Source organism: Alsobacter sp. (assembly GCF_059501845.1).
In genome coordinates this window covers 562076-574419 of record NZ_JCACDK010000011.1, presented here as the reverse complement: position 1 = coordinate 574419, position 12344 = coordinate 562076, and the positions used below count along the sequence as shown (strand labels likewise).

Genomic DNA, 12344 nt, shown 5'->3' with positions numbered 1-12344 from the left:
ATAGAAGCTTGCGCAACCTGATTCACAGCCTATAATGCGTGTGAGTTAAACAAGTATGGATTCGAGGCCGCAATGGCGAAGCAGCCAGCCACGCCCCCGCAGGACGTTCCGCCCAGCCGGCGCCGTTGGTCGTCCTCGGACAAGGTCAGGATCCTCGAGGAGGCAATGGCCCCGGGAGCCACGGTCCTGGGAGTTGCGCGCAAGTATGGTGTCAGCGCGGTCTCGATTTACGCGTGGCGGAAGTCGTTGATGGGCGACGCAATCGGCCATGAGACGGCCGAACCTGCGAGTGGACGTGTGCCGTTGTCGGAAAGGCGAATTCATTCAGAGCGGTCGCGTCCGCAGGGCGGGTTGCTCTTTTCCTATGGTGACGTGCTGTCCTCCGGCGCGCGGCGCCCGGCCGGGGCTGCCGAGGACGATGTCGTGCGCGGACTCGAGCGTCGCGTGGCTGAACTGGAGGCGCGCTGCCGCACGTTGCAAGGCCATATCGATGCCTGGGAGGCGTCTCGGCGCAATCTGGGCGACGTGCTCCGCACCATTGGGTCACAATTGAATTTGCTGGCGCATTTCAGTGAGGCGGACCACGGACGCGGGGAGCCTGAAGGGGCTTGAACATCGGCGTCCAACGTGGTGACCGTTAACCAGCTCTGCTCGTAGGTTATCGTCAAGTTTTTTCAATTCTTGACGTGGGCAGGACCCGCTCTCCATACACTCACTTAAAGTCAATTGAACCGGCTTGCGGTCGTGTACTGGAGCGCGCAGTGAACCATCCCGGAGTACACCGGAGCCTTCACGAGGCCGAGCTGCGCATCATGGCGCGATGCGCTGAGAAGCCCTGCGCGAGGCTCGATGTCAGCGGCATCGACCGGATGACCCTGCAGCTCCTGGCCGCGCGCGGCTGGCTGGAGCCAGTCTCCCTGGATGGCCGCGAGGCGTTCCGTCCGACGGCATCCGGGCTGATTGCGCTCAGCCTCGCCCAGCTGACGGCAGCCGGGTAAGTCTGGCAGATCGCGGCCCTGCCAGGTCGCCAGGATCTTCTGCAGCACTGCAGAAGGCGGATCATTTCTTCCGGGCGTTCGTCCGCCGCGCGACGTTGACCGCCACCGCGCTGCGCACGATAGCCATGAACGCGTCTTCGTCGACCTGCTCACCCCGGCGGATGTCGATGGCGCGGCGTGTGCCGCCCCCGAAGCCGGCGTTGAACACTCCGGAGGGATCCTCCAGCGCGGCGCCGTGGGCGAAGGTCAGCTTGACGTAATCCTTGTAGACCTCGCCTGTGCACAGGATGCCGTCGTGTTCCCAGGTCGGCACACCCGACGGGTTCGTAGGCTTGACCCACTTCACGGTCTCGACGACGGCGGGATCAGCCTTCCGTACCAGGGCGCGCATGCGCGCCAGCACGTCGCCGCGCCAGTCGGCGAGGCTCGCGATCCGGGCATCGATGCGCGCGGAGGCGTCGTCCTGCTCGCTCATGTGTCCTCCTGCAGGACCGGTGCATTGACCCCGGCAGGCGCCGCGCCCCGCGTGCCAGAATCGTCCGGAGGCGGCCGGAGATCAACCCGTGATCAGCCGACCCCGGGTGCCTCGTGGCCGGTGCGGGCGACATATTCCGTGTAGCCGCCACCATACTGGTGCACGCCGTCCGGCGTCAGTTCCAGGACGCGGTTGGACAGGGAGGCGAGGAAGTGCCGGTCGTGGGAGACGAACAGCATCGTGCCCTCGAACTGGGCCAGCGCGTCGACGAGCATGTCCTTGGTGGCCATGTCGAGGTGGTTGGTCGGCTCGTCGAGGATCAGCAGGTTCGGCGGGTCGTACAGCATGAGCGCCATCACCAGCCGGGCCTTCTCGCCGCCCGACAGCACCCGGCAGCGCTTCTCCACGTCGTCGCCGGAGAAGCCGAAGCAGCCGGCCAGCGTGCGCAGGGAGCCCTGGTTGGCCTGCGGGAAGCTGTCTTCCAGCGTCTCGAACACGGTCCGTTCGCCGTCCAGGAGCTCCATGGCGTGCTGGGCGAAGTAGCCCATCTTGACGCTGCTGCCGAGCGTGACGCGTCCTGCGTCCGGCTGCGTCGTGCCGGCCACCAGCTTGAGCAGCGTCGACTTGCCGGCGCCGTTGATCCCCATGATGCACCAGCGCTCGCGGCGCTGGACCTGGAAATCGAGGTCGGCATAGATACGCCGGCTGCCATAGGCCTTGTGCACCCCCTTCAGGCTGACGACGTCGTCGCCGGAGCGCGGGGCAGGGGGGAACTCGAAGGACACCGCCTGCCGCCTGCGCGGCGGCTCCACCCGCTCGATCTTGTCGAGCTTCTTCACCCGGCTCTGCACCTGCGCGGCATGGGATGCGCGGGCCTTGAAGCGCTCGATGAACTTGATTTCCTTGGCGAGCATGGCCTGCTGGCGCTCGAACTGGGCCTGCTGCTGCCGCTCGTTCATCGCCCGCTGCTGTTCGTAGAAGCCGTAGTCGCCGGCGTAGGTCGTCAGCGATCCGCCGTCGATCTCGACCACCTTGCGGACGATCCGGTTCATGAACTCGCGGTCGTGCGAGGTCATCAGCAATGCGCCTTCGTAGCCGCGCAGGAAATTTTCCAGCCAGATCAGGCTTTCGATGTCGAGGTGGTTGCTCGGCTCGTCCAGCAGCATCACGTCGGGGTTCATCAGGAGGATGCGCGCCAGGGCGACGCGCATCTTCCAGCCGCCGGAGAGCGCGCCGACATCAGCGTCCATCATCTCCTGGGTGAAGCTGAGGCCGGCGAGCACCTCCCGCGCGCGGCCTTCCAGCGCGTAGCCGCCGAGTTCCTCGAAACGCGCCTGCACCTCGCCGTAGCGCTCGATCAGCCCGTCGAGCTCGTCCATGCGGTCGGGGTCGGCCATGGCACCCTCGAGGGCGTGCAATTCCGTCGCGACCACGCTGACCGGGCCGGCCCCGTCCATCACCTCGGCCACCGCGCTGCGGCCGGCCATCTCGCCCACGTCCTGGCTGAAATGGCCGATGGAGATGCCCCGGTCGACGGACACCTGGCCCTCATCCGGCGTGTCGCGCCCGGTGATCATCCGGAACAGCGTCGACTTGCCCGCTCCGTTGGGGCCGACCAGCCCCACCTTCTCGCCCCGCAGAAGCGTGGCGGACGCCTCGATGAAGAGGATCTGGTGGCCGTTCTGCTTGCTGATGTTCTCGAGGCGAATCATGGAATCCCGCTGACCGGCCGTCCCGCGCCGCCCTTGCGGCCAGACAGGCGCCAGGGGCACCCGCTTCGCGCCGGGCGTTCAATGCCGGCAGGCCCGGCACACGCAGACGGAAATGACGCTGGCGGAGACGGAGGGATTCGAACCCTCGATAGGGCTTTACAACCCTATAACGGTTTAGCAAACCGCCGCCTTCAGCCACTCGGCCACGTCTCCGGCGGGGATTTCCCTACCGTCCCGGCGCGGGCGGGTCAAACCCTAAGTCGGGGCGGGACCCCGCGCCCGCAGCCGGTCAACGCGTTGCCGCGGCCGCCTGCACCGCCTTGAGCAGTGTCGGCGACGGGTGCGCGTCGGCGGGGTGGTACCCGGTGGCCTTCTGGAAGGCGTGGATGGCGGCGCGCATGGCCGGCCCGATCTTTCCGTCGGCAACGCCGTCATAATAGCCGAGCGCCGTGAGGCCGCGCTGCAGGGCCGCCTGCTGTGCCCGGGTGAGCACCGGGTCGTCCTTGGGCCAGGCGGGAGAGGTGGCGCCGTCGATGGCGTCGGCCAATAGCCCGACGGAGAGCGCGTAGGAATCAGACGTGTTGTATTCCTTCAGGACGAAGAAGTTGGCGGTGAGCAGGAATGCGGGCCCTCTCGCCCCGGCGGGGAAGTAGAGGGTCGCCTGTGCATCCCCCGGCCAGGGCCCGCCCTCGGCCGGCACGACGCCAGCGGCCTTCCACTGCGCCAGCGTCTGGCGGTGAGCGGCGTAGTCGAAGCCTGGCGGGATGACAGCGGGTGCGCCCCACGGCAGGCCTCGCGTCCAGCCCTCGGCCTCGAGCAGATGGCCGATAGAGGCGAGCACGTCCCCCGGGGACGCCCAGATGTCGCCCCGGCCGGGACCGTCGAGCTTCACCGCGTGGGCGAGGAAAGTGGACGGCATGAACTGCGGTTGGCCCATTGCGCCCGCCCAGCTGCCTGTGAGCCGCTCACGCGGCAGGGCGCCGGTTTCCAGGATGGTGAGCGCCGCCACGAACTCCTGGGCGTAGAGGGGGCGCTCGGGGTGCGCAAAGGCGAGGCTCGCGAGCGAGCGCAGCACGTCCTTGCCGCCGCCGAAGCGGCCATAGTCCGTCTCCATGCCCCAGATCGCGAGGAGGATCGCCCCGGGCACGCCCGTGCGCTCCGCCACGCGTTGCGCCGCTGAGCCCCAGCGCTCCGCCTCCGCGCGCCCGCGGGCGACGCGTGCGGGCGCGTCGCGCTCGCGGACATAGGAGCCCACCGAGCGCAGGAACTCCGGCTGCGCGGCTGGTACGCCCACGATCGACGGATCCGGCTTCAGGCCGGCGACGACGGAATCGAAGGTGACGCGACTCACGCCTGCCGCTTGGGCCTGAGGCCACAGCGTCTCCAGAAACGAGGAGAAGGTGCCGACCGCCTGCTGCGCCGCCGCTTGTCCCGGCTGCTGCGCCCGGGCCGGCGCGGCTTCGAGCCCGGCGGTGCAAAGGCAGGCGAGGGCGCCGGCCACGGACAACAGGCGGATTCGCGTGCGCAGCCGGGGGGTGGCAGGGCAGGTCATGGCGGCGATTCCCCCGGGCTTCTGCGGGGAAAGTGGGTTGCCGCCGCCGGAGCGTCAACGCCGGACGGCGGTTGAGGTCCACGCCGATTCTGCCGCGGGGAACGGCTTGGACCGAGCAGGGCGCCACGATTTTCGCCATGTCTCGCCGGAATTGTCCTCCAGTTGATGTCGTCAACGTTTCATCAAGATGATCCCGCAGTTTAGCCGGATCCGGCCATATCACTGTGAAACAACGATGTTTTTGGCTTTTTCGGCCGAAACCGTGTTTGTTGCACGTTTGCAACGCGGGTCTCCAATTGGCCCCAATTAGCCAAAAACGACCGTGAGTTTAGTTGATTGAGCGGTGGGGCTAGCTAAGGTTGCGTCGTGACAGGGATTCACCTGTCGCGAGTTAGGGCCTCCGCCAGAAACGGGGGCTCGTCGGACAGGGTTCGTCACTCTGCGCTGTGGGGCACAACGCGGCCGACTCGGCGGGGCGATCGACACTTTTGGAGGTCAGTATGAAGCTCACCAGGAGCCTTCTGCTCGGGACGGCCGCAGGTTTCGCTGCGGTGGCCGGGGCTCAGGCCGCGGATCTTCCCGTGCGGAAGGCTGCGCCTGTCGAATATGTGCGCGTTTGCTCGCTGGGCGGCGGCGCGTTCGTTGGTTATGTCATCCCGGGCTCGGACGTCTGCCTGCGCGTGGGTGGTTTCGCTCGGTACCAGTACACCTGGAACCCGCCGAGCAACTCGCTCATCAACGTGCTTCCCGGTGGCATCGTGGCACCTGGCGTCTACGGCGCCCGCGGCTACAACCAGCGCTTCTCCGGCCAGTCGGCCACGGGCGCCCTGGTTCTCGACGCCCGCACGCAGACGGAGTACGGCCTCGCCCGTGCCTTCATCGACATGCGCGTCGGCGAGGGCTTCAACGAGTCCGGAGCCTACATCGACAAGGCGTGGTTGCAGCTGGGCGGCTTCCAGGCCGGTAAGTACCAGTCGTACTTCGACTTCTTCGCCGATGCCTACAACAACATCGGCCAGCTGGGATCCGACCACTCTGCCATCGGCGCGGCCTACACCGCGATCTTCGGCAACTTCTCGGCCGCGATCTCGATCGAAGACTATGTCGGCACGGATGGCGTGGCTTCCTCCACGTTCTCTCTGCCGAACTACTACGGTCTTGCTCCGGTGCCCGGCTCGCTGGTTCCCGGCGGCTACCGTGTTCCCGACGTGATCGGCCGGTTGCTCTATGCCGACGCCTGGGGTCAGGTCCAGCTGACTGGTGCCCTGCACCAGGTGCGCGCCACGACCTTCGACGTGTTCGGCACTCAGGACGACAACACCAAGTACGGCTGGGCCGTGCAGGGTGGTGTGAAGCTCAACACGCCGATGTTCGGCCCGAGCGACGCGCTCTACCTGCAGGCTGCCTACACCGAGGGCGCGCTCCTCTATGTCGGCGCCAACGGTACGCGTGGCTTCGGCCAGTCGAACCAGCTGACGGTCGGGTCCGACGCTCTCGCCACCGGCGACGGCGGCAGCCTCAAGCTGACCAAGGGCTGGAACGCTCTCGCGGCGTTCTCTCACACCTGGACGCCGACTGTGTCGACGGCCATCTGGGGCGGCTACACTGCGGTCGACTACTCCGGCAGCTACGTGACGGGCTCGGTTGACCCGCTCACGGGTATCGGTCTGCCGGGTCGTGACTTCCACTACTGGCAGGTCGGCGCCCAGGCCAACTGGAGCCCGATCCGCAACCTGACGGTGGCGGGCACGGTGAACTACGTGAACACCCAGGCCAAGCGCGTCGCCTTCGACGCGGTTGCTCTCGGCGGCGACACCTACCTGCGCCGCAGCACGGACGGCGTCCAGTTCGCCATCCGCGTCCAGCGCGACTTCTGATCCTTCCCAGGATCGGTACCTTCAGGCCCCGGCGCGCATGCGCCGGGGCTTTTTCATGTCCGGGGTAATGCCCTCATCGTGAGAACCGGACGCGCGCTGCAACTGTTGGTCGGTACGTTTGTGGTCCACCGGCCACGCGGTTATGTCATAAACATGTAATACTTCGATCTGGCCAAATGGCGGCCTGTATTCGGCCTGCTGCGATGGTAATGCAGACGATGTTTCAGGGCCTGTTTCGGGCCGTCATTTCAAGACTTCCTATTGACGGGGTTTTTCATGCGATCCTTTGCGACCGTTTCCGGTCTCGCTCTGCTTGTGGCGAGCGCAACCGTGGCCCAGGCGGGCAGCCTGCCCACCAAGGCCGCCCCCGCCGAACCCGATTATGTCCGCGAATGCACGATCGGGAAGTTCAAGGGCTTCCTGATCCCCGGCAGCGAGACCTGCCTCAAGCTGGGCGGGCGTGTCCGCGCCGAGGGCTATTACAACGAACGTTTCACCCGCGTGGCTTCGGACAACGTCACCCGGTTCCGCATCCGCGGCTACCTCAGCGCCGACACCATGACGCCGACCGAGTATGGCGGCCTCAGCAGCCGGATCCGGATCTACGTCCAGCAGACGACGGGCGGTACGCTCCCCAACACGACCGCGACGGTCAACGCCGACGGCGCCTATATCGACTACGCCTTCGTCCAGTTCGCCGGCTTCACGTTCGGACGCTACCTGAACTCCTACTACGACTTCGCGCAGATCCCCGGGAACAACGTGTCCTATGCGCTGGGCGGCTCGAACGGCCGTGGTTCCGACCTGCAGGGTCTGACCGGCCCGGTGGCAGCCGCCTACACCTATAATTTCGACGACGTCGCGGCGACCATCGCGATCGAGGACCCGACGGCCCGCCGGGCGGGCATCACGGTCAGCGGCGCCGGCGTGGCGATGGACCCGAATGCGGGTGCCAGGGTGCCGGACATCATCGGCCGCCTCGAATACTCGCAGGGCTGGGGCACGCTGGCGCTCACCGGCGCGCTGCATCGGGTGTCGTACACCGCTGCCACCGACTCCGAATGGGGCTACGCCGGACAGCTGGGGGCCAAGATCAACCTTCCGATGCTGGAGAAGGGCGATTTCATCGTCGCCACCGCCGCCTTTGCGGACGGGGCGAGCTCGTTCACGGGCATGGCGAGCAACGCCTTCCAGAACGAATCCGTCCGCGCTGGCACGGTCAGCATCGTCAGCTCCGATGCCATCCTCAACGGCAAGAAGCTCGAGACGTCGAAGACGTGGTCGCTCTACGGCGGCGCGGTGCACTTCTGGATGCCGACCGTGTCGCAGAGCGTCTTCGGCTCTGTCGGCAACGTCAACCAGTTCGGCACAGCCCTGGACGGCCGTGTGTTCAGCGGCGGCACCCAGGTCGCATGGAAGCCCGTGAAGGGGCTGGAGATCGGCGTGGAGGCCGTCTACGCCCGCATCGGCAATCTCGGCAAGGGCAAGGTGGTGACCGCCTCCGACAGCAAGGACGACTGGACCGGCCGCATCCGCCTGCAGCGCGACTTCTGACGCGCGAGGCCGCTCGATCTGAAGCCCCGGCCCCCGGCCGGGGCTTTTTCGTTTCCGAGGGATTCGCGCCGGCTCGTGCCGGAAGCCGCCGGCAGGGCATCGGAGCGGGAGTGGATCCCGCAACCTCTGGTTAACACCACAACCGACATTGCAACCATAAGTATTCATTTCTGTGATTTCTGTGTCACATCTCCCGCTGCATCGTTTTCGACCGCACCATTCCACGCATTTCGCCGTTGAAACGCCAGTCGCCGTCCGACATCGTCCACTCGTTCTTCCTGCGGGCGGCCAATTTCACCTGCAGGTGCGATTTTTTCAGGAGTGATTATGACCAAGTCTTTCCTCTTTTCCACGGCTGCCGTGCTGGTCACCGTGACCGCGGCGTCCGCGGCGGACCTGCCGAACAAGAAGGCCGCCCCGGTCGAATACGTGAAGGTTTGCAAGGTCGCCGAAGGCAAGATGGGCTTCGTCGTCCCCGGCACCGACACCTGCCTCCAGATCGGCGGCTTCGCGCGGTTCCAGTCTGACGTGACGCCGACCTACCACGACAAGGCCGGTGACGTGACCACGTTCGGCGCCGTCGGCTCGATCAACGCCGTCGCATACAACCAGACGGACCTCGGCCTCCTCACCGGCCGCGTCCGCATCGACGCTACGTCGACGGGTGCCAGCATCGATCAGGCTTGGTTGCAGCTCGGTGGCTTCACCGCCGGCCTCTTTGGATCGGCCTACAAGTTCTATGACGGTGCCTTCGGCGTCGGCTCGGCGTACTCGCCGTCTGGCGCGGGCAATAAGCCGGTGCAGGCACAGTACCAGTTCAATTTTGGCGCCGGCTCGTTTACCGTCGCGATCGAAGACAGGCAGCGGACGAACACGAGTGCTCGGTTCTATTTCGACCAGGCCGGTAGCGATCCCACGGTGCCTGACTACGTTAACGTTGCAACCAACTATGCGGGGCAGCGCGTTCCCGACCTAGTGGCGGCGTTCGACGGGAAGTTCGGAATCGTTACGGCGCATCTCGGTGGTGCCCTGCATGAGGTCAGCAACGCTGGCGCAACGCTCAGTGGCCTTACGGTCGATGGTGCTTCGGCGCCGATTGGCGATCTGGATGGCATTACAGTTCCCGCCACAGGGATCGACTCCAAGTGGGGCTTTGCTGTTCTCGGCGGATTGAAGGCTGACTTCACGCCCGCCGACACGCTCTATCTCGAGGCAGCCTATACGTCTGGTGCCACAAACCGGTCGGAAAGCTGGAGCGGTGGCTTCAAGAACCTCAGCATCGGCACTGCTGGAGATTATGTGCCGTCTATCGACGCGGACGGCAAGGTGTCGCTCAAGCTGATCAACACGTACTACGGGTTGGCCGCATTCCAGCACGCATGGTCTCCGACAGTCTCAACCTTCATTGCCGCATCCTACCTCGTCATTGATCTGCCGAAGATCGGCGAAGGGGCAGATGCTGAAGAGATTGGCAAGCTGAATCAATTGAAGCTGGCGTTGGGCGCTACCTGGATGCCTGTCAAGAACCTCTCTGTGTCGCCTGAGGTCGCCTACATCAACGCGCAGGCAGACAAGAAGGCGAAGGACTATTTCGGTCTCGACAAGAAGTCCGAGTCGAACTTCACCGCCCGCCTGCGCATCCAGCGCGACTTCTGATCCTGCGGTAGCGGGCTTCGCCCGCCATTCCTCCGGCCCCGGCGCTCACAGCGCCGGGGCCTTTTCGTTCGCATCGTCGCAAGGCTGATTGTGAGTGTCGGCGCGCTACCCCTCCGTCATTGCGAGGAGCGCAGCGACGAAGCAACCCAGTCGCGGGTTGCGGAATGGGCTCAACAACCTGGGTTGCTTCGCTTCGCTCGCAATGACGGGGAACACACGCACGCGAAGACAGGCGAGCGATACGCGAGCTCACCGCCTCACTTGGGCGGCTGGTATTCCTGGACCTCCAGGGAGCGGAAGTCGAAGACCTTGCCGGTTTCCTGCCAGTCCGGGGAGGCCATGCGCACGATGTGCGGGGCGAGTTCCTCAGGGGCGGGGAGGGTGGCCGCGTCCTCGCCTGGCATGGCGGTGGCGCGCATGCGGGTGCGCATCGGGCCCGGGCTCACCAGCATCACCTTGACCGGTGTCGTCACCGTCTCCGCCGCCCAGGTGCGCGCCAGCGTGTCGACGGCCGCCTTGGAGACGGCGTAGGGGCCCCAGTAGGCCCGGCACTTCCAGGCGGAGCCGGAGGTGATGAACATGGCCCGCCCGGCGTCCGACCTGCGCAGCAGCGGGTCGAGCGAGCGCACCAGCCGCCAGTTGGCCGTGACGTTCACCGCCATCACGTCGTCCCACGACTTGGGGTCGACATGGCCGAGCGGCGAGATGGGGCCGAGGATGCCGGCATTGGCGAGCAGCACGTCCAGCCGCCCCCAGCGCTCGGCCAGCGCATAGCCCAGCCGGTCCAGCGCCTCGCCGTCGCGCAGATCCACGGGAACCAGCGTGGCGCTGCCGCCCTGGGCGCGGATCTCGTCGTCGAGCTCTTCCAGCGCACCCTGCGTGCGGGCCAATGCCACGACGTGGGCGCCGGCGGCCGAGAGAGCGAGCGCGGCGGCGCGGCCGATGCCGCGCGACGCACCTGTGACGAGGGCGATCCGGTCGGCGAGAGGCTGCGCCATCATCCTAGCCGACCTCGGCCAGCATGGAGAGCTGCTTGGGGCTCTCGACGAGGAGGTCGGTCACCGGGGTCGGGTAGTCGCCGGTAAAGCAGTGGTCGGTGAACTGCGGCTGCAGATTGTTGCGGCCGCGCTCGCCCATGGCGCGGTAGATGCCGTCGACCGAGAGGAAGGCCAGCGTGTCGCAGCCGATATAGGCGCGCATCTCGTCCAGCGTGTGGGTGGCGGCCAGCAGCTTCTCCCGCTCCGGCGTGTCGATGCCGTAATAGTCGGGGTGCTTGATGGGCGGGCTGGAGATGCGGAAATGCACCTCCTTGGCGCCGGCGTCGCGCATCATCTGCACGATCTTCACCGAGGTGGTGCCGCGCACGATGCTGTCGTCGACGAGGACGATGCGCTTGCCCTCCACAACCGAGCGGTTGGCGGAGTGCTTCAGCCGCACGCCCAGCTCGCGGACGGACTGCGTCGGCTGGATGAAGGTGCGCCCGACATAGTGGTTGCGGATGATGCCGAGCTCATAGGGCAGTCCCGCTTCCTGCGCGAAGCCGAGGGCGGCGGGCACGCCGGAATCGGGCACGGGCACGACCACGTCGGCGGCAACGCCGGATTCGCGGGCGAGCTCCGCGCCCATGTTCTTGCGAACGTCATAGACCGAGCGGCCATGGACCACCGAGTCCGGCCGGGCGAAGTAGATGTACTCGAAGATGCAGGGGCGCATCTTCAGCGAGCCGAAGGGCTTGATCGACTCGATCCCGTCCTCCGAGCAGATGACGACCTCGCCATTCTCCACGTCGCGCACGAAGCGGGCGCCGATGATGTCGAGCGCGCACGTCTCCGAAGCGAGGATAGGCCGGCCGTCGAGGTCGCCCAGCACCAGCGGGCGGATGCCCAGCGGGTCGCGCGCGCCGACCAGCTTCTTGTTGGTAAGGCCGACAAAGGCGTATGCGCCTTCGAGAGCCGCCAGCGCGTCGATGAAGCGGTCGATGAAGCGGTTCTTGCGGCTGCGGGCGACGAGGTGCAGCACCACCTCCGTGTCGGAGGTCGACTGCGTGATCGCCCCGTCGCGCACCAGCTGCCGGCGCAGGCTCAGGCCGTTGGTGAGGTTGCCGTTGTGGGCGATGGCGAAGCCGCCGCCGTCGAGCTCGGCGAAGAGCGGCTGCACGTTGCGCAGGATCGTCTCGCCCGTCGTGGCGTAGCGCACGTGGCCGACTGCGCTGGTGCCCTGCAACCGCTCGATCGTCCGGATGTCGGAGAAGGTGTCGCCGACCAGCCCGAGCGCACGCTCGGAATGGAAGCGCCGCCCGTCGAAGCTGACGATGCCGGCCGCCTCCTGGCCGCGGTGCTGCAGTGCGTGCAAACCCAGCGCCGTGATCGCGGCGGCATCGGGATGCCCGTAGATGCCGAACACCCCGCACTCCTCGCGCAGCGTATCGGCATTCCAGTCGAAATCGGCGTCGAACGACGTCGAGGCGGCGGAGGCTTCAGGTTTGCTCATGGCAGACCCCATATGGACCGCCCGAGGACG

General features: G+C 66.5%; 10 protein-coding genes, 1 tRNA gene and 1 pseudogene. 6 read left to right on the top strand and 6 right to left on the bottom strand.

Features of this window, described 5'->3' with window-relative positions:
* Positions 1-72: 72 nt before the first annotated feature.
* The 3 genes and pseudogenes from AC5JCN_RS10180 to AC5JCN_RS10170 all read left to right on the top strand — a co-directional run.
* Positions 73-240: pseudogene (locus AC5JCN_RS10180) on the top strand (transposase); the annotation flags it as partial.
* A 9-nt stretch (positions 241-249) separates the two neighbouring features.
* The gene (locus tag AC5JCN_RS10175; protein ID WP_495754971.1) at positions 250-612 is read left to right on the top strand and encodes a hypothetical protein; all 363 of its coding nucleotides are present in this window, start codon (positions 250-252) and stop codon (positions 610-612) included.
* Positions 613-761: 149 nt separating this feature from the next.
* Positions 762-998, top strand: a complete 237-nt coding sequence (locus AC5JCN_RS10170) for a hypothetical protein (RefSeq protein ID WP_495754909.1) — start codon at positions 762-764, stop codon at positions 996-998.
* Between the two features lie 61 nt (positions 999-1059).
* Here the strand turns inward: AC5JCN_RS10170 and AC5JCN_RS10165 are convergent, their stop codons facing one another.
* The 4 genes from AC5JCN_RS10165 to AC5JCN_RS10150 all read right to left on the bottom strand — a co-directional run bounded on the left by AC5JCN_RS10165 (position 1060) and on the right by AC5JCN_RS10150 (position 4737).
* Positions 1060-1473: a DUF1801 domain-containing protein gene (locus AC5JCN_RS10165; RefSeq protein ID WP_495754908.1), complete on the bottom strand. Its 414-nt coding sequence runs from the start codon at positions 1471-1473 to the stop codon at positions 1060-1062.
* A 92-nt stretch (positions 1474-1565) separates the two neighbouring features.
* Positions 1566-3185 (bottom strand): ABC-F family ATP-binding cassette domain-containing protein, encoded by a 1620-nt coding sequence (locus AC5JCN_RS10160; protein ID WP_495754907.1) that lies wholly within the window; start codon positions 3183-3185, stop codon positions 1566-1568.
* A gap of 119 nt (positions 3186-3304) precedes the next feature.
* Positions 3305-3398 (bottom strand) — tRNA-Ser (locus AC5JCN_RS10155).
* A gap of 76 nt (positions 3399-3474) precedes the next feature.
* Positions 3475-4737, bottom strand: coding sequence for a lytic murein transglycosylase (locus tag AC5JCN_RS10150; protein WP_495754906.1), 1263 nt, complete (start codon positions 4735-4737; stop codon positions 3475-3477).
* A 500-nt stretch (positions 4738-5237) separates the two neighbouring features.
* Between AC5JCN_RS10150 and AC5JCN_RS10145 the strand changes: the two genes are divergently transcribed.
* The 3 genes from AC5JCN_RS10145 to AC5JCN_RS10135 all read left to right on the top strand — a co-directional run bounded on the left by AC5JCN_RS10145 (position 5238) and on the right by AC5JCN_RS10135 (position 9824).
* Positions 5238-6614, top strand: a complete 1377-nt coding sequence (locus AC5JCN_RS10145; RefSeq protein WP_495754905.1) for a porin — start codon at positions 5238-5240, stop codon at positions 6612-6614.
* A gap of 276 nt (positions 6615-6890) precedes the next feature.
* The gene (locus AC5JCN_RS10140) at positions 6891-8168 is read left to right on the top strand and encodes a porin (protein ID WP_495754904.1); all 1278 of its coding nucleotides are present in this window, start codon (positions 6891-6893) and stop codon (positions 8166-8168) included.
* A gap of 327 nt (positions 8169-8495) precedes the next feature.
* The gene (locus tag AC5JCN_RS10135; RefSeq protein WP_495754903.1) at positions 8496-9824 is read left to right on the top strand and encodes a porin; all 1329 of its coding nucleotides are present in this window, start codon (positions 8496-8498) and stop codon (positions 9822-9824) included.
* A gap of 257 nt (positions 9825-10081) precedes the next feature.
* Here the strand turns inward: AC5JCN_RS10135 and AC5JCN_RS10130 are convergent, their stop codons facing one another.
* Together AC5JCN_RS10130 and purF are read right to left on the bottom strand one after the other, a co-directional pair.
* Positions 10082-10822, bottom strand: coding sequence for an SDR family NAD(P)-dependent oxidoreductase (locus tag AC5JCN_RS10130; protein ID WP_495754967.1), 741 nt, complete (start codon positions 10820-10822; stop codon positions 10082-10084).
* Between the two features lie 4 nt (positions 10823-10826).
* The gene (purF, locus tag AC5JCN_RS10125) at positions 10827-12314 is read right to left on the bottom strand and encodes an amidophosphoribosyltransferase (RefSeq protein WP_495754902.1); all 1488 of its coding nucleotides are present in this window, start codon (positions 12312-12314) and stop codon (positions 10827-10829) included.
* Positions 12315-12344 lie beyond the last annotated feature (30 nt).